The organism is Acetobacter sp., assembly GCF_052102375.1.
In the GTDB taxonomy this organism is placed as follows: Bacteria; Pseudomonadota; Alphaproteobacteria; order Acetobacterales; family Acetobacteraceae; genus Acetobacter.
Genome location: NZ_JBQDXI010000006.1, coordinates 66503 through 87601 on the forward strand (window position 1 = coordinate 66503; position 21099 = coordinate 87601).

The following is a 21099-nucleotide window of genomic DNA, read 5'->3' on the forward strand; positions in this document are numbered from 1 at the left end:
TAACGGGCGCTACACGAAAAGGCTCTGTGACGGAGGGAGGAGAAAGCGCCAGCCCTCCGGAAAGATTGGTCTCGGAAATTATGAACAGCCGCCCCGTGTGGCGTAAATTTCTGCGGCATGAGAAACACGCTGAGTTGGGGATGGAAATTCCGTTTTCAGCTTACCCAAAGCCTGACAGGCAGCCTTTTTATCCCCCAATGCAAGCAGGGATGCACTTACACCCAGCAGGGCATCTGGCGCACGAGCACTTTTGGGAGCCTGACGGTAGGCATCATAATACGACACGGCAGACTGACGATACTGCTTCTGACCAGCAAGGGACTGGGCAAGCAGGAACTGGGCATCAACCTTGAAATTACCTTTAGCGTTTTTAAGTGCGCCTTCAGCATTTTCCTGTGCGGCTGCATAATCCTTCTGTTGCAGCGCGGCTTTACCCGCTGCCAACAATGCTTCCGGTGTTGTAGCCTTTGGCGCTTCACCATCTTTCTTGGTCGCCGCACCCGTTGCAGCAGACGCTGCCGGCGCAGCAGCGGCAGCAGCACCGCCATTCTGCATAGCAAACTGGGCATCAGACAGTTGCTTGGACAAGCTGGCCGTCTGTTTTTGCAGGTCATTGGTGAGCTGGTCTATCTCGCCACGCATATCGCGCTGCTGCTGCTCCAACGTATTAACCCGCTCCAGCAATTGCGCGGTAAGGTCTCCATTGGCACCAGAGGAGGACGTGGCTGGCGTGGCAGACGGAGGGGCCAAAGCGCCACCTGTGCTACCAGACGCCTGAAGCTGGCTAAGCTGTTGCTTGAGAGCCAGAACCTCATTTTGCAGGGATAGAGCCTCACGGCTGGAAAGCTCCTGAGCCTGAGCAGGCTGGGCCACAGCAAGCCCCACGGCCAGAGCAGGCAGGCAGAGCGCGGCCATACGCCCACGGGCAGAAACAGACGTAACAAACAGGCGCTTCATGAAAAGACCCTCACCCTTTTTAAAACGGGCAAGGATTTCATTATTCCAGCCCGAAAAACAAGAGCCTGAATAACAAAACAGGCCGGGTGAAACCACCCGACCCGCTTTATCAGACAAACTCTGAACGAACCCGAAACTTATTTAACGGATGTGATCGCGTTACGGTTCTGGGCCCATGCGCTTTCGTCATCACCAACAGCAGACGGACGGTCTTTGCCGTAGGAGATTGTGGAAATGCGAGAAGATGCTACGCCTTTAGCAACCAGGAAGTCACGTGCAGCGTTTGCACGGCGCTGGCCGAGTGCAATGTTGTATTCTTCGGTGCCGCGGTCATCGCAGTTACCAGCAATTTCAACATTAACCTGTGGGTACTGAGCCAGCCAAGCTGCCTGCTTCTGCAGGGTGGTCTGGGCGTCGGACGTCAGGCCGCTTTTGTTCAGGTCATAGAAGATGCGGTCGCCAACGTTGGCAACCAGGTCAGCTTCACTGCCGGGAACTGGGCCGCTCGGCTGTGTTGCCGTCGCAGCGCCGGAAGACGCACCGGTGTCTGCCTTTTCATGCGCACAGGCTGAAAGCAGGGCAACCATACCAAGCGCAGCGATAAACTTCAGTCTCATGTGATCGGATCCTGAGAACGAGTTCCTGAATTGGAACTACATCGGAGAAAAAAAACAACTTTGTGTCTGCATCTCCGCGTATTCCTCTGCTCCCCTCCGAACCCTTCGAAGAGCCTGATGAATTTTGGAGACTACTTGCCGTAAGCCATAGCTTATTGTTCCGGTCAAGCGACATCTCAGCTTCGGGTAACAGCCATACGCAAAACGATGCCAAAAGGACACAATTAAGGCCCTTTCAGCACGTCTGAACCCCATCTGGGGAGTGGGGATATGCCCCTACCACAACTAATGGTTTACGATTTCCCGACCTGTGATTCTCAACCGATTCGCAAAACAGAATCTGATCTAACCGGACAGATGCGGCATAAAAAAGGCGGGAGTGCCTGAGCACCCCCGCCTCCTGCAACTTTAATGCAAAAAAATTAGCCGTTACGCGGAGACCAGGCCGGGTCTGACGCCTGACCCGGCGTATGCAGTACGCGGTCATTAAAGCCTGTAATATCCACCATACCGATGGAAGAGCTGAACCCTGCCCCACCAGCACCTGCACGTGTCTGGCGGCAATAGGCCAGTACGCGGCCATTGGGGCAGAAGCTGGGGCTTTCCACAGTAAAGCCTTCGGTCATAATCCGCTCACCCGTACCGTCAGGGTTCATAACCCCAAGAGAGAAGCTACCATTGGCAATACGGGTAAAAGCAATCAGGTCACCACGTGGTGACCATACCGGAGACCCATAGGTGCCGTGGCCATAGGAAACGCGGCGCGCCCCACCCCCTGATGCGCTCATGATGTAAAGCTGCGGGCTGCCACCACGGTCAGAGTTGAAGACAATCTGGGAGCCATCAGGGCTATAGCTGGGGCTGGTATCAATAGCGCCAGATGCCGTGATCTGGCGGCGTGCACCGGAAGCAAGGTCCACCACAAAAATGTCTGACCCGCCGTTACGTGTGACCGACAGCACAACAGAGCGGCCGTCTGGGGCAAAACGGGGCGCAAAGGAGATGCCCGCAAACTCACCCAGAATCTGCTGGCGGCCGCTACCCAAATCAAACAGGTACACGCGGGGCCGGTTGTTGGCATAGGACATGAAGGCCACCTGATCCTTCACCGGGTTAAAGCGCGGTGTAAGGGTCAACCAGTTGCCCGCTGTCAGCATTCGGCTGTTGGCGCCGTCCTGATCCATAATAGCAAGGCGGGTCTGCTGGTGGGCGCGGGGGCCTGAGCGGGAAATAAACGCAATGCGGGTATCAAAATACCCTTTTTCACCGAGCATGCGCTCATAAATAACGTCACCCACAATATGGGCAATCCGGCGCCAGTTAGCGGGAGAGGTTGTGTACGCTGTGCCCTGAATTTGCTGCTGTGTCAGTACGTCCCAAAGGCGCATTTCAACGCGAACACTTCCGCTACCAGCCACGGTCCCGGTAACCAGTGCGCGGGCTCCCATGGACTTGGCTGCTGCAAAATCCGGAGAACCGCCTGACGCACCACCCGGCAATACTTTGAACAGGCCGGTGTTGGTCAGGTCGTTATTCAGTACTTCTGAAATCTGCGCCCCCAGACCACCACCAAAATTTGGCAGCACGATGGGGATAGGTGCAGTCCGCGCCTGATCAACCGTAATTTCCGCTTCCGGCTGCGCTGCTGCGGCAAAAGCTGACAACGGCGTTGCAAGCACACCCCCTGCTGCCAGGCCAGCCCCCATAAGGGTGCGGCGCTCTAGCAGCAGAGACTTCAGAGAATCAGCATCCTGGTCGGAAATAAGCGGCCGAGTATTGGTCAACATTCGTGTTTCCTCCGTGCGGCCCGATCAAGGCCGGAATACAAATTTCAACTGCCGTGTCTGGCCCAGAAGATTTTTGGGGATCGGCAGCTTGGAGCAGGTAGGGCTGAGAACAGCCGCCCGTGCGCGCTCTGCTAACGCACGATAAGACGAATCAGCACTCATTTTTGCCTGTGTGTCTGGTGCAAACTGTACGATACGGGCTTCACCCGCGGCATCCACAGTCACAATCAGATGGGCCACAAAGGTTGCATAGTCCTTAGCTGCCGTGTCTTCCGTATAACAACGGCGGACAGCGCCCCCAATGGCCTTCTGCTCACCCACACTCAAGCTACGGGTAATATCTCCGGTAGGAGAACCGCCACCATTAGGGGCACCACCCTGTACCGGATTAGCCTTGGCTTTAGGCGCGTGAGTCTGCTTCTGGTCAGACCGGAAGGCATCCAGTGTTTCCAGCAGAGAGTGTGACTCTTCCTGCGTTTTCTTGGCCTTGTTCGGCTGCGTGATATGCGACGGCAGCGGATTATCCGGCAGGGTATCCGTGGGTGCCGTAACAGGTGATGGCGGCGCAACGCTCGGCGTAGCCTTGGGCGGCGCAGGCGGAGAAGGCGGCGTTTTCACCACATCAGGAGACGGCTCATCCGCCTTGGGCGGCAGAGGAGTGTCAGGCAGCTTTTCAGTCTGCGGCACGGGCGGCGGCGGTATAGGCTGCGGCGGCGGAGGTGGTGGTGGAGCTTCCTCATTCGGCAGGGCCTTAGGTGGCTCTGGCGTAGGAGGAGCTTCCTTTGGTTCCGGTGCCGGGGCAGGCGCAGGTTTAGGGGCTGGCTGTGAAGCCTTGGCCGTAGAGCCACCCGTTTCTGCGCTTTCAAACTGCATTTCAACCACCGGTGGTGGTTCTTCCTGCTTTTCTACAGGCGGCAAGGTGACCAGCAAGGCCAAAAGGAGCGCAATATGCGCCCCCCCTGACAGATAGAGCGCCCGCCGGAGCAGGCGCTGTTCGGAACGGCGTGGCCGCACCATGAGTTTACCCTATCCCTCTATATGAGGAATTTAGTGCCCACTGCTGGCGGGTTGCTGCGCCAGCAGGGCCACGTGTGTGAAGCCGCCTTCGGTAATCTGTCCCATTACCTGCATGACGCGGCCATAATCGATATGCGTGTCCCCACGCACAAAGATACGGTGCTCAGAGTCATTATTGGCAGCCGCTTTGAGCTGCGCCACCAACTGGTCTGCCGAAACCTCGGACTCACCCATGTAAATGCTGCCATCAGCACGGATGGAAACCGTTATGGGCTTGGTGTCCGTATTGACTGGCCGTGCATCGGTTTTTGGCAGATCGACATTCACGCCGCTGGTCATCATGGGGGATGTCACCATGAAGATGATAAGCAACACCAGCATGACGTCCACCATAGGTGTCACGTTGATGTCGGCCATTGGGCGCCGACGCCTGCGCCCCCCTCCGCCCGATGGCATACCCATGGCTTACGCCCTTTCCTCAGACTGACGGGAAAGAATAGCAGCAAACTCCGTACCAAAGCCTTCTAGACGGTCCTGAAACAGATCCAGACTGTTGCTGATAACGTTATACGCAACATAAGCCGGGATAGCGGTAATCAGGCCGATTGCTGTTGCAAACAGAGCTTCAGAAATACCGGGAGCCACAACGCTAAGGTTGGTGTTGTGCTCAGCCGCAATGCTGGCGAAGGAGTGCATGATACCCCACACGGTACCAAACAACCCGATAAACGGTGCCACAGGAGCAACCGTTGCCAGAAAAATTACCCAACGGCGCAGACGGTCCATCTCACGGGTGACTGTAATGATGATCGCACGATCTACGCGCTCTTTCACGCCGCCACGCACCAGATCAACACCCGGAATACGCGCTGAACGCCGCCATTCACCCATAGCTGCGCCAAATACGGCAGCAAGTGGGTGGACAGGCTTTGCACCATCACTCTCGTAAAGGTCATCAAGGCTGCCGCCAGACCAGAACCGGTCTTCAAACGCACTGGCTGCCTTATTAATACGCCGCAGGGTTACAATTTTATCAAAAATGATGGCCCAAACCATTATGCTACACAGCACAAGCCCCAGCATAACCAGCTTGACCATAGGGGATGCATGCATGAACATGCCCCAAATGGACAGGTCTCCCGCCGCTGTTCCGCCGAGATTTGCCGCGTCAACCGCACGATCCAAAAACGCCTCCTGCCTCTGCACCCTTACCGGGCAATCAGTCTCCGACTCGGGAATTTTTTGTTAAAACCCAATTGCCCTGTATTTACTGTCTTCCAAGCAAAAGCAGAAGAGGGCGTGTTACTCCTCCACTGCGAGTTTGCGTAAAAGATCACGCCATAACGGCGGAAATCGGGCAGGCCGTCCATCTTCTGCTTTTACACACGCCAGAACAACATCCACCCGCGTACAAAATTCTCCATTCCGGGTGAAAACCTGCTCCAGCCGGCAGCTGGCGGCTTTCTGGTCCAGCAATCGGGTTGTTACGGTTGTCACATCATCAAGCTTTAGGGGAACGCGGTAGTTGATACTGGCATCACGCACCACAAAAACCAGACCGTAATCCGCCAAAAGGCTGGCTGCGGGCATACCCAGGCTGCGTATGGCCTCCGTCCGGGCGCGCTCCGCAAAAGCCAGATACCGGGCATGGTACACTATGCCACCTGCGTCTGTATCCTCGTAGTAAATACGGAAATCGATCGCGTGTTGGGTCATTCATCCCCCTCATCTTCTGGCAGAAGGTCCATTTGGGCTGACCGTGGCTCATCCGGTCTGGCGGGTGGTGTCAGGCCCAGATGCCTCCAGCCCCGCTCTCCAAGCATACGCCCACGACTTGTGCGCATGATGAGCCCTTCCTGAATCAGATACGGTTCAATCACATCTTCCAAAGTATCACGGGCTTCTGCCAGAGCAGCGGCGAGGGTTTCCACGCCCACCGGGCCACCATGGTGATACTCCGCAATACGGCGCAGATACCTGCGGTCCATGGCATCCAGCCCTAACTCGTCCACCTCCAGCCTGCTAAGGGCGGCATCAGCCACTTCACGGCTGACCGGGGCATTCCCCGGTATGGTCACGGCGGCAAAATCCCGCACACGGCGTAGCAGTCGGCCTGCAATACGCGGTGTCCCGCGTGAGCGGCGGGCAATTTCCTGCGCGCCCTCACGGCTCAGAGCAAAACCCAGCTTGTCCGCACCACGGGAGACAATCAGCTGCAATTCATCGGGCGTATAAAACACCAGCCGAAGGGGAATACCGAAACGGTCCCGCAGCGGCGTGGCCAACAGGCCTGCGCGGGTTGTTGCCGCCACAAGCGTGAACGGTGGAAGGTCAATCCGCACCGAGCGCGCAGCGGGGCCTTCCCCAATAATCAGATCGAGCTGGAAATCCTCCATGGCCGGATAGAGAATTTCTTCAATCGCGGGCTGAAGGCGATGAATCTCGTCAATAAACAGCACATCACGCGGCTGAAGGTTGGTCAGAATGGCTGCCAAATCCCCCGCGCGCTGGATGACGGGGCCGGATGTAGCCCGGAACCCCACCCCCAATTCACGTGAAACAATTTGCGCGAGCGTTGTTTTCCCAAGGCCCGGCGGGCCATGCAGCAACACATGGTCCAGTGCCTCGCCCCGCTGCCGCGCGGCTGCAATAAAGACAGACAGATTTTCCCGGCTGGCTTTCTGCCCTGTAAAATCAGCCAGTGTTTGCGGCCGTAGCGTTGCCTCGCCAGTATCATCCTCACGACGGGCAGCATCAATTTCGCGGTCGGGGGTAAAGTCTGCACCACTCATCGGGCCAGCTCTTTCAAGGCATCACGCAGAATCGTGTCCAATGTTGCCTCTGCCCCGCGGTCGGTCAGCAAACGGCGTACAACAGGCACGGCCTCCGAGCGTTTGAAGCCCAGTCCAGCCAGAGCCATTAAGGCGTCTGCCTCAATCCCGCCATCGGGTGTTGCGCCAGCCGGAATAATAATGCCGCCACCGCCACCGGGCATTTTTCCAGCCTTGTCTCGCAGTTCGGTCAAAATACGCTCGGCCAAACGGCTCCCCACACCCGGAGCACGGGTCAGGCTGGCTTTATCTGCCGTACTCAGGGCAGCCACCAGTTCACCGGGTGAAAGTGTGGACAAGATCCCCAACGCCACTTTGGCCCCCACCCCCTGAACGCTGGTCAAAAGCCGGAACCACTCACGTTCCGCGCTTTCAACAAACCCATACAGAAGGATGGCATCCTCACGCACAACTGTTTCTATAAGAATACGTGCTTTTTCCGGCGGATGAGGCAAGGTTGCCAAAGTGCGGGTAGACGCTGCCACCAGGTACCCAACACCGTTGACATCCACCACGCAGGAGCCGGTATCAACCTGAATAATTAAGCCGCATAAAAACGCTATCATGCCATTCTTACTCCGGCGGCTATATGCTGTGCGCTAGCTCTATGGTGAGCATGGCAAATGGCAACGGCCAAAGCGTCTGACGCATCAGCCCGCGCCACCTTCACGCCCGGCAAAAGCCTATGAACCATCATGGCAACCTGATCTTTATCAGCAGAGCCAGTGCCCACTACGGATTTTTTGACGGAAAGCGCTCCATATTCCGCAACGCTCAACCCCGCCAAAGCGGGGGCCAGCAATGCCACGCCACGCGCATAACCCAGCTTGAGCGTGGCCGAGCCATTACGATTAACGTAAGTTTCTTCAACCGCAGCCTCAGCGGGAGCCAGACGGTCAATCAGGATCATGAGATTATCATGAAGCACCTTCAGGCGCTCAGGCACGCTGTCTGCGCTATTTGTCGCAATAACGCCGTTTTCAACGTGCCGCAGGCGGTTGCCCTCAACATCAATCACACCCCAGCCTGTAAACCGCAGGCCGGGGTCAATGCCGAGCAGGCGTACCACTCTCAGGAAGACAGCTTTTCGGCCAGATCGTCCGGCAGGTCAAAGTTGGCGTACACGTTCTGCACGTCATCATTGTCTTCCAGAACGTCCAGCAGCTTGAACACGCTGGTCGCCTTGTCTTCATCCAGCATCACAGTGTTTTCCGGACGCCAGTCCAGCTTGGCGCTTTCTGGTTCACCAAACTTTGGCTCCAGAGAATCCCGCACAGCAAAGAAGGATTCTACTTCACACGTAATCTCGTGCGTGGTGCCATTGGACACAACATTTTCTGCGCCAGCTTCAATAGCCGCTTCCAGCATATCATCTTCGGACGCAACAGAAGCCGGGTAGGTAATAACCCCCAGACGACGGAACATGAAAGAGACCGAATTGGTTTCCCCCATGGACCCACCGTATTTGGAGAAAGCTGCCCGCACATCAGATGCCGTGCGGTTGCGGTTGTCGGTCAGGCCTTCAACAATAACAGCAACGCCTGCCGGGCCGTACCCTTCGTAGCGTACTTCCACATAGTCTTCGCCACCGGCAGTGCCGGTTGCTTTCTTGATGGCACGGTCAACATTGTCTTTCGGCATGTTGACTTCACGCGCTGCAACAATAGCCGCACGCAAACGCGGGTTGGATGAGGGGTCAGGCAGGCCAGAGCGGGCAGCCACGGTCAATTCACGAATAACCTTAGCAAACTGTTTAGCCCGTTTGGCATCCTGTGCACCTTTACGGTGCATAATGTTCTTAAATTGGGAATGACCCGCCATGTTTCTCTACCTACTGCCTCTTCATACAGTCCGTATCTGGTTAAACCAGACGGCCGTGACAATGCTTGTATTTTAAACCCGAGCCGCAGGGACATGCCGCATTCCGTGGCGTTTCGCCCCAGCTGGACGGGTCATCCGGCATAATGGCGCTGCCACCAATAGGTGTTGCCATTGCCGGGTCTGCTCCCGGAGAAAGCCCCGGCCCCGGTTCGGACTGAAAGCCCGGAATTTCAGGGTTGGCATGAATTTCTGCCGTGTCTTCAAACGGATTAACCGTACCCGGAGGAGCAACCTCAACTCGGGCAACCAATGTCACTACGCGCTCACGCATTTCCTCCAGCATCAGCGTAAAGAGCTGGAAGGCTTCATGCTTGTACTCGTTCAGAGGGTCTTTCTGACCATAGGCCCGCAAACCAATACCCTGACGCAGTTGGTCAAGAACATGCAGGTGCTCTTTCCAAACCGCATCATAGGTGGTCATGAGCACCTGTTTCTCAATAAAACGCATCAGATCTGGGCCAATATTGGCTGCCCGAGCGGCCTGCGCCTGCGTAGCGGCCTCACCAATACGGTGAGCAACCTGCTCGGCATCCATGCCATCTTCCTGCGCCCACTCCGCAATAGGGAGCTCCAGCGCCAGAGTTTTATGCACGGCCTCTGTCAGACCCTGAACATCCCATTGTTCTGCAAAGGATTTTTCAGGAATGTGGCGCGCAACCATGCTATCAACCACATCATCCATCGCTTCGCCAACAATGGAGGAGACATCTTCCATCGCCATGTATTCACGGCGTTGGGCATAGACCTCCTTACGCTGATCGTTCATGACATCGTCATATTTCAGCGTGTTTTTGCGCATGTCGAAGTTACGGGCTTCAACTTTTTTCTGGGCGCGTTCCAGCGCCTTGCTCAGCCACGGGTGAACAATGGCCTCGCCGTCTTTCATGCCCATTTTCTGGAACATGGAGCTCATGCGGTCAGACCCGAAAATACGCATCAGGTCATCTTGCAGGGAGATAAAGAAGCGGGAATTACCAGGGTCACCCTGACGCCCAGCGCGGCCGCGAAGCTGGTTATCAATGCGGCGGCTTTCATGCCGTTCCGTACCAATAACGTACAGACCGCCAGACTGCTTCACAATCTCATGGTCACGGGCTACGCGTTCCCGAATCCCCTGCTCGATAGCAGCGTATTCTGCTGGGTCTTCAACACCTTCGGTCTGCTGGGCAATCAGCATATCCGTGTTGCCACCCAGTTTGATGTCCGTCCCACGGCCAGCCATGTTGGTGGCAATGGTAATAGCGCCCGGAGCACCTGCCTGCGCTACAATTTTGGCTTCCATTTCATGGAAACGCGCATTGAGCACGTTGTGGGGCACACCTTCCTGATTGAGAAGTTCGGACAGGGCCTCACTTTTTTCAATGGATGTTGTGCCAACCAGAATAGGCTGGTTACGTGTGTGCACATCCTTGATAAGGCGCACGACGGCTGCAAATTTCTCTGCTTCCGTCAGGTAAATTTCGTCATCTTCGTCTTTGCGGGCAATCGGACGGTTGGTGGGAATTTCCACCACATCCAGCTTGTAAATTTCCGCAAACTCATCGGCCTCAGTCATGGCCGTGCCGGTCATACCGGACAGCTTGGGATAGAGGCGGAAGAAATTCTGGAAGGTAATGGAAGCCAGAGTCTGGTTTTCCTGCTGGACCTCCACATGCTCTTTTGCTTCCAGCGCCTGATGCAGGCCATCTGAATAGCGGCGGCCTTCCATCATACGGCCAGTGAATTCATCAATGATGATCACTTTACCGCCCCGTACAATGTAGTCCACATCCCGGGAGAAGAGGGTGTGGGCCCGTACAGACTGCTGTACGTGATGCACAACGGCTACATGGTTCAGGTCATAAAGCCCGCCATCATCAAGCACGCCAGCGTCACGCAACATGGTCTCAACAGTGTCAGACCCCGCGTCAGTCAGAACAACACTGCGGAATTTTTCGTCTTTCTCGTAAGTAGCCGGATCCTGCACCAGTTGGGCCACTACTTCGTCCACCGCCCGGTACAGGTCTGAACTGTCTTCCGCGGGGCCAGAAATAATCAGCGGGGTCCGGGCTTCGTCAATCAGGATGGAGTCCACTTCGTCCACAATGGCGTGGTAGAAGGGGCGCTGCACCATCTCTTCAAGGCGATATTTCATGTTATCGCGCAGGTAGTCGAAGCCAAATTCGTTATTGGTGCCGTAAGTAATATCAGCCGCATAAGCTTCGCGCCGGGCGTCATCTGGCATGTTTGGCACAATAACGCCGGTGCTCAGCCCCAGAAACGCGTACAGTTTGCTCATCTCACCCGCGTCACGCGCGGCAAGATAGTCGTTAACTGTCACAACATGCACACCCTTGCCAGCAAGAGCGCTCAAATACACAGCCAGCGTTGCCACCAGCGTTTTGCCCTCACCGGTCCGCATTTCTGCAATACGGCCAGCGTGCATCACCATGCCGCCAATAAGCTGCACATCAAAATGGCGCATTCCCAACACACGGCGGGAGGCCTCACGCGCTACGGCAAATGCTTCTGGTAAAATCTGGTCAAGGGTCTGGCCTTGCGCCAACCTTCCCCGGAATTCTACGGTTTTGGCGGCCAGAGCAGCGTCGTCCAGCGCCTGCATCTGAGGTTCAAGGGCGTTGATTTCCGGCACGCGGCGCTGGAACATCTTGAGCGTCCGGTCATTGGCGGTGCCGAACAGGGCGCGGACGAAGCTTGCGAGCATGAAAACCTTTCCAGAACAATGCGCGGCCCATACCGCATTCCCCCCGGAACCAGACCGGCAGAAATCGGACGGGGTATCAGCATGGTGTGGCTTGGGTGCAAAATAGGACCGGGGCCGCCTGCGGTCAACCAAGCAGCCCTGTTTCTTATTGAACAGACCCCCAAGAGGGCTTGCAGGGCTCGGGAGCCTCCTTCATAGATGGAGTTACTGTTTTTATCCTTGCTGAAGGTTTATCCTCATGCGGTTTACCAAACAGGCCTTTGCAGTTGCTGCAACGGCCCTGCTTGCTTCTACAGCTCTTTCTATCAGCTCTTTCGCAGCACCTGCTGCGCCTGCGGCAGCTCCGGCCCCGGCCGCAGCACCAGAAAAGCCAGTTGACCCGAACACGGTTGTAGCAACCGTCAATGGTGAAAAAATCACTGTTGCTGATGCACAGGACGCTCTGGCAAACCTGCCGCCACAGATGCGCCAGCTGCCACCCAACATGATCTTCCCGATGCTGATTAATCAGTTGGCTGACCAGAAAGCCATTCAGATCGTTGCCCGCAAGGAAGGTCTGGACAAGACGGCTGACGTCAAGAAAATGATGGAAGCTGCCTCTGTCAACGCGCTGCAGAATGCCTGGCTGTCCAAGCAGGTCACGCCGCAGCTGACCGATGCTGCCATCCAGCAGTATTATCAGGAAAACTATGCTGGCAAGCCACCAGAGCAGGAAGTGCATGCACGCCATATTCTGGTCAAAACCGAAGCCGAAGCCAACGATGTCATCAAAAAGCTGAAAGCTGGTGCTGACTTCGCCAAACTGGCAGCTGAAGTCTCTACCGACACCGGGAGCGCCAAACAGAATGGCGGCGATCTGGGTTGGTTCAAGAAAGATGACATGATCCCGGCTTTCTCCACTGCCGCTTTTGGCATGAAGAAGGGTGAAGTCAGCAGCGCTCCTGTGAAAAGCCAGTACGGCTTCCATGTCATTCAGGTGCTGGACACCCGGACCGACCCCATTCCGTCTCTGGACAGCGTGAAGGACAAGATCCGTCAGGCCCTCATCCAGAAATATGTGCGTGAAGCCGTTGGCAAAGCCACGAGCACTGTCAAAATTGTGCGCTTTGACCCCACCACCGGCAAACAGCTGCCAGACGCACCAGCAGCTGGTGCACCAACGGCACCCGCCAAAAAATAAGTTTTCTTCTCTTTTCTTTTTTGTCTTCTTCTCAGCCCGCCATGTTCTGCATGGCGGGTCTGCCGCTTTAAGGACATTGCGTTATGGCGCACGCTCTTCCCGTCTCTCCTCTTGCCCGGCCGTTGCCTGAGCTTGGTGTTATTCGTGGGGTGCGCCTTGGCGCGGCTGAAGCTGGCATTCGCTACAAAGGCCGGACAGACCTCGTCCTTGCCGAATTTGCGCCCAGCACAACTGTTGCGGGTGTTTTTACTCAATCAAAATGCCCCGGCGCGCCTGTTGACTGGTGTCGCGCAGCACTGCCGCATGGGCAGGCCGGCGCATTGGTTGTCAATGCTGGCAACGCCAACGTGTTTACGGGCCGCGCCGGGCATCAGACCTGTCAGGCCACGGCAGAAGCTGCTGCCAAACTGGCAGACTGCCCTCTGAACACTGTCTATCTCGCTTCCACAGGCGTTATTGGTGAAATTCTGCCGCATGAACGGCTGACAGCCGCCCTCCCCGCCCTGCATGACTCTCTGAGTGAAACAGGTTGGGAAGCCGCTGCCCGTGGCATCATGACCACGGATACCTTCCCTAAGGCTGCCATTCGTACAGCAACCCTGAACGGTACAACTGTAACCATTCAGGGTATTGCCAAAGGGAGCGGTATGGTTGCTCCGGATATGGCCACGATGCTGGCATTTGTTGCAACAGATGCTGCCCTGCCAGCCCCTGTGCTGCAAAACCTGCTGTCAGACCAGACCAAAACAACCTTTAATTGTATTACGGTTGATTCTGATACCTCAACCTCAGACATGCTGCTGCTGTTTGCGACAGGGGCCGCACAGAACCCCACCGTGGCCGCAGACTGTGATGCCCTGACCGATCCTGCTCTGGGTGCTTTCCGTGCCGCCCTGCACGCGGTGCTGCGTGAACTGGCCCTTCTGGTCATCCGCGATGGCGAGGGCGCCACCAAACTGATGAGCATTCAGGTTTCCGGAGCTGTGTCCAACGACTCCGCGCACAAGGTCGCCATGGCCATCGGCAATTCTCCGCTGGTCAAAACGGCTATTGCTGGGGAAGATGCCAACTGGGGCCGGGTTGTCATGGCTGTTGGCAAATGCGGTGAACCTGCTGACCGTGATACCCTGTCCGTGTCCATTGGCAGCGTGTGTATTGCGCGCAATGGCACAGTAGTAACGGGGTATGATGAAACCCCCGTTGTCGCCCACATGAAGGGGCAGGAAATTGATATTGCCGTTGACCTAGGCCTTGGTTCCGGCACAGCACAGATATGGAGCTGTGACCTCACCCACGGTTATATTGACATCAATGGGTCCTATCGCAGTTAATCTCATCACACAGGCTGAATACCTGCTCCAGAAACCGGTACGGTAAGGAAATACGCTTATGTCTACTCCCCTTCCCCCCGGCTGGGGCGGCCCGGCTACACCGCAGGGTGGCTTTTCCCAAAGCACTCAAAACGGCTTTAATCAGCCTGTCTGGGTTTATGCCGGGTTCTGGTGGCGGCTCTGGGCGTTCGTGATCGATTCGATCATTCTCAGTATTTTTAATGGCGTTCTGGCGTTTTTCCTTCTCCCCACTTTTCGGGTAGATTGGGAAGAAACCCCCATTCCAGATGCTTCTGGCCAGACCATGGACGTGGTCGATATTGCCAACTTCCAACCAGATACCATTTCCGTACTTATTCCCCATATTCATGCCGGTAATTGGCATGGCCCGAGCCTGCTTCTGGCGCTGGTGCCTGCGCTGTACTTTATTCTGTTTGAATCATCCGTGTATCGCGCAACGCCGGGCAAACGTCTGTGCAATCTGGAAGTTGTGACGACGCAAGGTGAGCGCCTGTCTCTTGGCCGGGCTGCTGCACGGTTTGCCATCAAGGCTTTTATCTCGTTCCCGTTTCTCTATATCGGGGTGATCATTATTGCCTTCACCCAGCATAAACAGGCACTCCATGACCTGTTGACCAACACCTTGGTCGTGCGCGCTGAAAAGAACCAGACGGTCACGTTCAGGCGCTAAGCGGCAGCCTCCATAGACCCACTGTCTCCACCCCGGTCGCAAGACCGGGCCTTGATACCGCCGAATTTGCCCCCTACGCTTGCACGCAAAGACATGGCGTTTTAACGCCTTTGTTCACTCTTATTGCGTTACAAAAAGGATACGGCACACCATGGCGGCAGATAGCCAGGACAGGGTTTTGCCCAAACACCCGCTCGCACACTTTGGTAAACGGGCATTTCTTTCCTTGTTATTTATGGTCATGCTTATGGGGGGGGCTTTTACAGCACTACCCGGTAGCGCATGTGCAGAAACCGCCGCAAACCCAACAGCAGCAGCCCCTGCTTTAAGTCAGCAGGATGCCCAGCAGCTTTTAAGTGTTCTCAATGATCCCAAAAAGCGGGCAGATTTTACTAACACCCTCTCCCTTATGGCAAAGGGTTTGCCCGCAGCAGCCCCACCCAAAGCAGCCAGTGCCACCCCGGAAGTAGTGGATAGCGACATCCATACAGAACTTGATGGGCTTTCTGATACCGCCCACCATTATGTGACGAACTTCGCCAGCCTTTTTAAAGACCTGGGCTTTGTGGGGTCATGGTTCCATACGCAAATCAGCAATCCGGATACACGCAAAACGTTGATTGATGCGTTTAGCCGCGCGTTCCTTATTCTTGGCTTTGCCTTGGTCATAGAGCGTGCTGCCAGCCTGTTTCTCAAGAAACCGCTTACCCATGTCACGGCCTTAGCTGAAACCCGCGAACGTAAGCGTCAAGCGGCTGAAGCTGTGGAAACAGTTGCAGCAGCCACATCCACCCCCGATACGGACAATACCGAGACACGCGCCAACGACCAGCGCCGCCGCAATCAGGTCATGTATTATCTGGTGCGTGTGCCCTACAATATAATGCACTTTCTTCTGAAATTGCTGCCTGTGGTAACCGTATTCGTTCTTGGCTATCTGGGCGCGGAGTTCCTGACCAAAACGCCACAGGCCCGTACAGTCACACTCACCCTCACCAATGCCTATATTATTGCCCGTGGCCTGTATCTTCTGGTTGAAACGGCACTTGCCCCCCGCTCTCCCGCCATTCGGCTTGTTCCTGCGGCTGACCCAACGGCACGTATGCTCACGCGCTGGTGGAACGTTCTAGTGGCCGCGCCCTCGCTTATCGTGTGTCTGTCCACGTTGGGGAGTGAATTCAACCTTGCTCCTCGCGGGACAGAGGCCATGCTGCGCGCCGTTATTCTGGTCCAGCATCTGATTATAGCGGCCTTCATCTGGCGTCTGCGCCATATTGTAGCGCGCGCCCTTCAGCCCTCCGCAGCCCTCCGCGCTCATGCTTTCTGGGCCTTTGTTGGCACAATGGCGCGCTTCTGGTGGATTCCTGTGCTGTTTCTGGACATTGCCTTGTGGTTTGTCTGGGCAGCCCACCTCAAGGGTGGTTACCAGTGGATCCTGCACGGCACTATTCTGACACTGGTCTGCCTAGTCGTCTCACGGCTTATCGCTGTCCTGCTCTATGGCTTGCAGGACCATTTGTTCCGCGTGTCGGACGCGGTAGAGGCTGAGTATCCGGGCCTGCAAAAACGGGCAGATTTTTACTATCCGGCCGTACGCCGCATCCTGACTATTTTTATCGTGTTCATAACCGCCGTCTGCATCGCACAAAGCTGGAGCCTGCCGACTTTTTACTTCTTTACCAAAAACCCTCTGGGTGAGCGGATTGTCAGCGCCGCACTTATCCTGACCATTGGCCTCGCCATCGCCTCTGTCGCGTGGGAGGTCATTAACGGTGCACTTAACAAACAGATCGACCGTTACACGTCATCCGCTCAGGCGGCCCGCGCCACCCGTCTGCGGACCATTCTGCCCATCATCCGCACTGTTCTGTTGGTCATTATCGTAATCATAGTCGCCGTCACCACCCTTTCGCAGATTGGTATTAACGTCACTCCGCTGTTAACCGGTGCCGGTATTCTTGGTGTGGGCCTGTCCTTCGGCTCCCAAAGCTTGTGGAAAGACGTGATCACCGGCTTCTTCATGCTGGCAGAAGATGCCATTCAGGTAGGGGACTGGGTTACGACCAGTGGTGTCTCTGGCACGGTGGAGCATCTGTCCATCCGTACCTTGCGTGTGCGCTCGATTGACGGTGACCTGCACATTATTCCGTTCTCATCCGTGACCTCCATTGCCAATACCGGCAAGGGCTTCAACCAGATTATTGTGCGTCAGACGCTCGATCTGAGCGAAGATACAAGCCGCGTTGCCAGCATCATGGAAGGTGTGGTGAAAGAATTGCGGACAGAAGATGCGTTCAAGCACATGATCTATTCTGACTATACAGATCTGGGCGTTGATAGCAGCGACGGGAATGGCGCTGTCATGGTCGGGGCAATCCGTACCGCTCCCATGATGAAATGGAAGGTTCAGCGCGAATTTTACCGCCGCCTTGCCCATCGTCTGGTGAAAGAAGGCGTCAAATTCTATACGCCAACCTCTTACTCCACCACACCACCGGGCAATGCCATGCATTTTGCGCTGGACGCCATGCCAGATGTTATGATGCCTCAGCCAGCCACTGCCCAACCCCTCTCTTCCGCACCTCCGGAAGTAGAAGCCGGCTCAGAGGCAACACCGCCATCCCCCACCCATTCCGGTCACACAGGCCCGGCCAAAGGTCCATCTCATGGCTGATTCCTTGGATTCCTACACCACACAGCGCCTGGCAGACCTTGAAAAACCACTGACCGAGCAGGGGTTTGCCTATGAGCCCGCACAGGCCATGCGTCCCCTGCTGGACGCTTATGGCCTGGAACGATGGGACGAGTTTGCGGAAAGCTGGAACCATCTAGGTGTTGACCGTTTCATGGCGGATGGGGGCCGTTACCGCCGCCGCCGCTATGCCACGTTCTCCCTGACGGACCAGCAGGTTGCGCGCAAACCACACCAGCCGCATTATCAGAGCCGGGACTACAACACGCTGAATGGTGGCATTGAGCGGTGGTTCAAACCCGTTGCCCCCGATATTGGCTCTCACCCGGCCCTTCTGGCTGTTCTGCGCCTGATGAACCGTATGGCAACCGATCTGACGCCTGAAGCACAGCGCCCGCAGGCATGGCACGCGGAAATTCATCAGTTCCGTATTGAACCAAGTCCGGACGCCGCTGGCCAACCCACACCGGAAGGCCTGCACCGGGACGGTGTGGACTGGGTATGTGTTGTGATGGTGGACCGCGAAAATATTGCGAGCGGTGAAACCACCATCCATGACCTTAATCGCACACTCGTTGGTAGCTTTACGCTGGCACAGCCTATGGACACGGCATTCGTCAATGACAGCCGCGTCTATCACGGCGTAACGCCTGTAACCCCCATGGACCCTACGCTCCCTGCCCATAGGGATGTGCTGGTGGTGACCCTCCGGCACGAATAAAAAAACGCGGGGAGAAGGCTTACCTCTCCCCGCGTTCATCTTATCAAAAAAATATCAGTTTTTATGCTCGCTCAGTACCCGGCATAAAAAACAGCATGAAGCCCCAGTGCGGCAAACCCAAAAACAAACACCATTGCACCAACCATCTGGGCCACTTCTTTCATACTCACATCCTGTTCATGCTCTGGGGCAGTAGGCAACGGCTCTGCCGTCAGCGGCACAACCGGGTCCGGAAGTGCGGCAGCTTCGGTCTGCATTGCAACATCGTGATAGGTTGCCTGCTCCGCCACGTTAGCGGACTCGTTCTGAACGGGCAAAGAAGCGCCATGTGATGAATTTGTTCCGATTATGACACAGCCCTTCCGTTTTTTGCAATGCTGACTTGTAATGCATACCTATCTGGTGATGCAAGTTCGGTGCGTCAAGAGGAGCCTGCGGCAAAAACCTGACCCTTCTATACCACCATGGGGATAGACGCTGTGTAGCAAGACAGGCACATGATGGAAAAACACGTTCAGGAGTTTGTCTTCATGAAATGCTTGTCTGCTCTTTCCCTTGCTGCGGCAATGGCTACGGTTGGCACCATGATGCCTGTGGCATCACAGGCTGATACAGCCCCCCATTCTGGCCCCGCACAGGCCACAGCCAGCACGCAATACCCCGTCCCCACATTTGAAGGGCAATGGGCCATTATGGCGATGGACCCTGTGACAGTAGCTGCCAATAAAGCTCTGGGCCCAGCAGCACGCCTTTTGGTAACGCTTCCTGAGTCCTTGCAGAAAATTGTTGGTCAGAACCATTTCAGCCTCTCCCGGCAATCTGGTTCATCCTGGCAGGGCAAGCAGGATGATCTGACCGTTACTTTCAAGCTGGTTTCTGAAAACAGTGCTGAGTTGCACATTAGCGGCAAAGAGAACCACAAGCTCGACCTGCCGCTCTACCGGAACGACTGAATCGTAAAAAAAGCCGCCCATTCCATTCGGAAGGGCGGCTGTTACGCGTTGGTCAACGGCACTCTACAGTGGTCAGGCAACACCTTCCGGCGTCCAGCTTTTCAGGAACTCTTCCAGTGCTGCATCTGCCTTGCCAATCTTGATTTGCAGGGTGACATACAAATTGCCCACCGGGCGGCTTCCATGCGCCTGCACACCACGGCCACGCAACCGTAGTTTAGACCCGCTATCGGACCCTGGTGGCACGTTCATTTTAACATCACCAGTCGGGGTGGGTACCGTAATAGCCCCGCCCAGCACCGCAGTTTTCAGGTCAACAGCCAATATTTCATACAGGTCTGTGCCCTGACGCGTGTAGGTAGCATCCGGTTTGACAGTCACCGTAATGAGTGCATCCCCTGTTGGGCCACCCTGAGCGCCTGCCTCACCTTTCCCGCGCAGGCGCAACGTCTGGCCGTCCTCAATTCCGGGAGGAATTTTTACATCCAGCGTTGCTCCGTCCGGCAAGGTAATGCGGGACGTTGTGCCGTTAACTGAGTCCAGAAAACTGACACTGAGCGTATAAGAACGGTCAGCACCTTTGCACGGCCCGGCACGACGGGCGCGGGCACCGCCGCCTGAGAACATGCCAAACAGGTCACTCAGGTCTTCTTCTGAAAAGCCGCCTTGGCCACCAGCATAACGCGCTCCACCGGGACCGCCGCCAAAACCATTGAAGCCGCCCCCAGCACCCCCAAACCCGGGATGACGTTCCTGCCCGGAAGCATCAATTTCTCCGCGGTCAAAACGCGCCCGTTTTTCGGTGTCAGACAACAGATCATTGGCCTGATTGATGGCCTTGAACTGCTCTTCTGCCGTTTTGTCATTCGGGTTCAGGTCAGGGTGGTATTTTTTGGCTTTTGCCCGATAGGCTTTACGAATTTCATCCTGACTTGCACCTTTGGCAATACCCAGAACGTCGTAGGGATCACGCACACTCATGCCTGCTCTCCCTGCGTTGATGCCGCTTGCGGAGCGGGCGCAAATGTTTCCGTATCCAGAAGGCTAATCAGCAGGGCAATTGTAACATCCTGAGCATACCCGGCTTTTTCAGCCTCTGCGACAAGGGCTTCAAGGCGAGGTTTCAGGAACGCCTCTGCCGATAATGTGGTCATATAGGAAGTCTCTCCTTAACAAATCCAAAGCAGGCGCTCCACCGTGCGCCACTTCGAAGGTTGGTCTATTTCTTGTAATAATAATGGGAAGTGCCCCGCGCCGGGTCAATGGACAACACGCCATGCCCCACCACGTTTTCCGGCTTTTCAGACCACAGCGGAGCAGACATTTCCAAAGAACCAATAGCCTCTGGCATCCATACTCACTATAAGCCGTTAGGTAGAGAAACATGCTCATGCGCTTTATTCCTGAACAAGACATGAGCCATTCAGAAAGTGGAGAACCAGCAATGGCTGACAAACCGCGCTTTTTTGACGATCTGGCCGGTGTAGCTGGCGGCGCGTTTTCTGCCCTGACCGGCCTGCGTGAAGAAATTAACGCCATTGTGCGTAGCCGTGTGGATGAAGTGCTGACCGGCCTGCAGGTTGTACGCCGGGAAGAATTTGAAGTGGTCCGTGAACTGGCCGCCCGCGCCCGTATTGGGCAGGAAGAAGCAGAGCGCCGCCTTGCCGCGCTGGAAGCCCGTGTGGAAGCCCTTGAGCACCACGCACAGCACCAGAACGACCACGCGCATCACTAAGC

Annotated in this window: 22 protein-coding genes; 7 read left to right on the top strand and 15 right to left on the bottom strand. The window is 55.9% G+C overall.

The genetic code is table 11. From position 1 onward, the window contains the following. Nucleotides 1–78 precede the first annotated feature (78 nt). The 12 genes from ACTIDN_RS04035 to secA all read right to left on the bottom strand — a co-directional run bounded on the left by ACTIDN_RS04035 (nt 79) and on the right by secA (nt 11794). Nucleotides 79–957: a hypothetical protein gene (locus tag ACTIDN_RS04035; RefSeq protein WP_441376067.1), complete on the bottom strand. Its 879-nt coding sequence runs from the start codon at nt 955–957 to the stop codon at nt 79–81. Between the two features lie 137 nt (nt 958–1094). Then, nucleotides 1095–1574 (bottom strand): peptidoglycan-associated lipoprotein Pal, encoded by a 480-nt coding sequence (pal, locus tag ACTIDN_RS04040; protein ID WP_048838923.1) that lies wholly within the window; start codon nt 1572–1574, stop codon nt 1095–1097. Between the two features lie 422 nt (nt 1575–1996). Then, complete coding sequence (gene tolB, locus ACTIDN_RS04045; RefSeq protein ID WP_441376068.1) at nt 1997–3361, bottom strand: Tol-Pal system beta propeller repeat protein TolB; 1365 nt, start codon at nt 3359–3361, stop codon at nt 1997–1999. A gap of 24 nt (nt 3362–3385) precedes the next feature. Beyond that, complete coding sequence (locus ACTIDN_RS04050) at nt 3386–4378, bottom strand: hypothetical protein (protein ID WP_048838925.1); 993 nt, start codon at nt 4376–4378, stop codon at nt 3386–3388. A gap of 30 nt (nt 4379–4408) precedes the next feature. Further along, on the bottom strand, nt 4409–4840 hold the full coding sequence (tolR, locus tag ACTIDN_RS04055) for a protein TolR (protein WP_048838926.1): 432 nt from the start codon (nt 4838–4840) through the stop codon (nt 4409–4411). A 3-nt stretch (nt 4841–4843) separates the two neighbouring features. After that, nucleotides 4844–5584 (bottom strand): protein TolQ, encoded by a 741-nt coding sequence (gene tolQ / locus ACTIDN_RS04060; protein WP_441376069.1) that lies wholly within the window; start codon nt 5582–5584, stop codon nt 4844–4846. 96 nt (nt 5585–5680) lie between these two features. Continuing rightward, entirely contained in the window at nt 5681–6094 is a 414-nt protein-coding gene (ybgC, locus tag ACTIDN_RS04065; RefSeq protein ID WP_441376070.1) for a tol-pal system-associated acyl-CoA thioesterase, read from the bottom strand. After that, nucleotides 6091–7170 (bottom strand): Holliday junction branch migration DNA helicase RuvB, encoded by a 1080-nt coding sequence (ruvB, locus tag ACTIDN_RS04070; RefSeq protein WP_415508428.1) that lies wholly within the window; start codon nt 7168–7170, stop codon nt 6091–6093. Before ruvB ends, ybgC begins: the two co-directional genes overlap by 4 nt. After that, nucleotides 7167–7775 carry a Holliday junction branch migration protein RuvA gene (gene ruvA, locus ACTIDN_RS04075; RefSeq protein WP_048838930.1) on the bottom strand — a complete coding sequence of 203 codons (609 nt, stop codon included), beginning with the start codon at nt 7773–7775 and terminating at the stop codon, nt 7167–7169. Before ruvA ends, ruvB begins: the two co-directional genes overlap by 4 nt. Next, nucleotides 7772–8278 (bottom strand): crossover junction endodeoxyribonuclease RuvC, encoded by a 507-nt coding sequence (ruvC, locus tag ACTIDN_RS04080; RefSeq protein ID WP_415508429.1) that lies wholly within the window; start codon nt 8276–8278, stop codon nt 7772–7774. Before ruvC ends, ruvA begins: the two co-directional genes overlap by 4 nt. 2 nt (nt 8279–8280) lie before the next feature. Then, the gene (locus ACTIDN_RS04085; RefSeq protein ID WP_415508430.1) at nt 8281–9030 is read right to left on the bottom strand and encodes a YebC/PmpR family DNA-binding transcriptional regulator; all 750 of its coding nucleotides are present in this window, start codon (nt 9028–9030) and stop codon (nt 8281–8283) included. A 40-nt stretch (nt 9031–9070) separates the two neighbouring features. Next, nucleotides 9071–11794: a preprotein translocase subunit SecA gene (gene secA, locus ACTIDN_RS04090; RefSeq protein ID WP_441376071.1), complete on the bottom strand. Its 2724-nt coding sequence runs from the start codon at nt 11792–11794 to the stop codon at nt 9071–9073. A gap of 238 nt (nt 11795–12032) precedes the next feature. Between secA and ACTIDN_RS04095 the strand changes: the two genes are divergently transcribed. The 5 genes from ACTIDN_RS04095 to ACTIDN_RS04115 all read left to right on the top strand — a co-directional run bounded on the left by ACTIDN_RS04095 (nt 12033) and on the right by ACTIDN_RS04115 (nt 18409). Continuing rightward, nucleotides 12033–12974 carry a peptidylprolyl isomerase gene (locus tag ACTIDN_RS04095; RefSeq protein WP_415508432.1) on the top strand — a complete coding sequence of 314 codons (942 nt, stop codon included), beginning with the start codon at nt 12033–12035 and terminating at the stop codon, nt 12972–12974. A gap of 83 nt (nt 12975–13057) precedes the next feature. Further along, the gene (gene argJ, locus ACTIDN_RS04100; RefSeq protein WP_441376072.1) at nt 13058–14305 is read left to right on the top strand and encodes a bifunctional glutamate N-acetyltransferase/amino-acid acetyltransferase ArgJ; all 1248 of its coding nucleotides are present in this window, start codon (nt 13058–13060) and stop codon (nt 14303–14305) included. A 58-nt stretch (nt 14306–14363) separates the two neighbouring features. Further along, nucleotides 14364–14996, top strand: a complete 633-nt coding sequence (locus ACTIDN_RS04105) for an RDD family protein (RefSeq protein WP_441376073.1) — start codon at nt 14364–14366, stop codon at nt 14994–14996. A gap of 151 nt (nt 14997–15147) precedes the next feature. Beyond that, on the top strand, nt 15148–17670 hold the full coding sequence (locus ACTIDN_RS04110; protein WP_441376074.1) for a mechanosensitive ion channel domain-containing protein: 2523 nt from the start codon (nt 15148–15150) through the stop codon (nt 17668–17670). After that, complete coding sequence (locus tag ACTIDN_RS04115; protein ID WP_441376075.1) at nt 17663–18409, top strand: 2OG-Fe dioxygenase family protein; 747 nt, start codon at nt 17663–17665, stop codon at nt 18407–18409. The genes ACTIDN_RS04110 and ACTIDN_RS04115 overlap by 8 nt, the downstream gene beginning before the upstream one ends. Nucleotides 18410–18480: 71 nt before the next feature. Here the strand turns inward: ACTIDN_RS04115 and ACTIDN_RS04120 are convergent, their stop codons facing one another. Next, nucleotides 18481–18726 (bottom strand): hypothetical protein, encoded by a 246-nt coding sequence (locus ACTIDN_RS04120; RefSeq protein WP_415508437.1) that lies wholly within the window; start codon nt 18724–18726, stop codon nt 18481–18483. A 180-nt stretch (nt 18727–18906) separates the two neighbouring features. Between ACTIDN_RS04120 and ACTIDN_RS04125 the strand changes: the two genes are divergently transcribed. Beyond that, nucleotides 18907–19362, top strand: coding sequence for a hypothetical protein (locus tag ACTIDN_RS04125; protein ID WP_441376076.1), 456 nt, complete (start codon nt 18907–18909; stop codon nt 19360–19362). Nucleotides 19363–19434: 72 nt separating this feature from the next. Here the strand turns inward: ACTIDN_RS04125 and ACTIDN_RS04130 are convergent, their stop codons facing one another. Both ACTIDN_RS04130 and ACTIDN_RS04135 read right to left on the bottom strand, forming a co-directional pair. After that, a complete protein-coding gene (locus ACTIDN_RS04130; RefSeq protein ID WP_441376077.1) occupies nt 19435–20343 on the bottom strand; it encodes a DnaJ C-terminal domain-containing protein in 909 nt (302 codons plus the stop codon). Then, nucleotides 20340–20516: a hypothetical protein gene (locus tag ACTIDN_RS04135; protein WP_415508440.1), complete on the bottom strand. Its 177-nt coding sequence runs from the start codon at nt 20514–20516 to the stop codon at nt 20340–20342. The genes ACTIDN_RS04130 and ACTIDN_RS04135 overlap by 4 nt, the downstream gene beginning before the upstream one ends. Before the next feature lie 290 nt (nt 20517–20806). On the opposite strand from ACTIDN_RS04135, the gene ACTIDN_RS04140 reads away from it, so the two are divergent. Further along, nucleotides 20807–21097 (top strand): accessory factor UbiK family protein, encoded by a 291-nt coding sequence (locus ACTIDN_RS04140; protein ID WP_048839135.1) that lies wholly within the window; start codon nt 20807–20809, stop codon nt 21095–21097. The last annotated feature ends 2 nt before the right edge of the window (nt 21098–21099 follow it).

What these genes read in the sequence shown, in the direction of transcription:
- ACTIDN_RS04130 (WP_441376077.1), bottom strand. Translation starts at nt 20,343, where the DNA reads ATGAGTGTGCGTGATCCCTACGACGTTCTGGGTATTGCCAAAGGTGCA.
- secA (WP_441376071.1), bottom strand. Translation starts at nt 11,794, where the DNA reads ATGCTCGCAAGCTTCGTCCGCGCCCTGTTCGGCACCGCCAATGACCGG.
- ruvA (WP_048838930.1), bottom strand. Translation starts at nt 7,775, where the DNA reads ATGATAGCGTTTTTATGCGGCTTAATTATTCAGGTTGATACCGGCTCC.
- ruvB (WP_415508428.1), bottom strand. Translation starts at nt 7,170, where the DNA reads ATGAGTGGTGCAGACTTTACCCCCGACCGCGAAATTGATGCTGCCCGT.
- tolB (WP_441376068.1), bottom strand. Translation starts at nt 3,361, where the DNA reads ATGTTGACCAATACTCGGCCGCTTATTTCCGACCAGGATGCTGATTCT.
- ACTIDN_RS04050 (WP_048838925.1), bottom strand. Translation starts at nt 4,378, where the DNA reads ATGGTGCGGCCACGCCGTTCCGAACAGCGCCTGCTCCGGCGGGCGCTC.
- ACTIDN_RS04115 (WP_441376075.1), top strand. Translation starts at nt 17,663, where the DNA reads ATGGCTGATTCCTTGGATTCCTACACCACACAGCGCCTGGCAGACCTT.
- ACTIDN_RS04125 (WP_441376076.1), top strand. Translation starts at nt 18,907, where the DNA reads ATGATGGAAAAACACGTTCAGGAGTTTGTCTTCATGAAATGCTTGTCT.
- ACTIDN_RS04095 (WP_415508432.1), top strand. Translation starts at nt 12,033, where the DNA reads ATGCGGTTTACCAAACAGGCCTTTGCAGTTGCTGCAACGGCCCTGCTT.
- ybgC (WP_441376070.1), bottom strand. Translation starts at nt 6,094, where the DNA reads ATGACCCAACACGCGATCGATTTCCGTATTTACTACGAGGATACAGAC.
- argJ (WP_441376072.1), top strand. Translation starts at nt 13,058, where the DNA reads ATGGCGCACGCTCTTCCCGTCTCTCCTCTTGCCCGGCCGTTGCCTGAG.
- ACTIDN_RS04105 (WP_441376073.1), top strand. Translation starts at nt 14,364, where the DNA reads ATGTCTACTCCCCTTCCCCCCGGCTGGGGCGGCCCGGCTACACCGCAG.
- ACTIDN_RS04135 (WP_415508440.1), bottom strand. Translation starts at nt 20,516, where the DNA reads ATGACCACATTATCGGCAGAGGCGTTCCTGAAACCTCGCCTTGAAGCC.
- ACTIDN_RS04085 (WP_415508430.1), bottom strand. Translation starts at nt 9,030, where the DNA reads ATGGCGGGTCATTCCCAATTTAAGAACATTATGCACCGTAAAGGTGCA.
- ACTIDN_RS04140 (WP_048839135.1), top strand. Translation starts at nt 20,807, where the DNA reads ATGGCTGACAAACCGCGCTTTTTTGACGATCTGGCCGGTGTAGCTGGC.
- tolR (WP_048838926.1), bottom strand. Translation starts at nt 4,840, where the DNA reads ATGGGTATGCCATCGGGCGGAGGGGGGCGCAGGCGTCGGCGCCCAATG.
- ACTIDN_RS04035 (WP_441376067.1), bottom strand. Translation starts at nt 957, where the DNA reads ATGAAGCGCCTGTTTGTTACGTCTGTTTCTGCCCGTGGGCGTATGGCC.
- ACTIDN_RS04110 (WP_441376074.1), top strand. Translation starts at nt 15,148, where the DNA reads ATGGCGGCAGATAGCCAGGACAGGGTTTTGCCCAAACACCCGCTCGCA.
- pal (WP_048838923.1), bottom strand. Translation starts at nt 1,574, where the DNA reads ATGAGACTGAAGTTTATCGCTGCGCTTGGTATGGTTGCCCTGCTTTCA.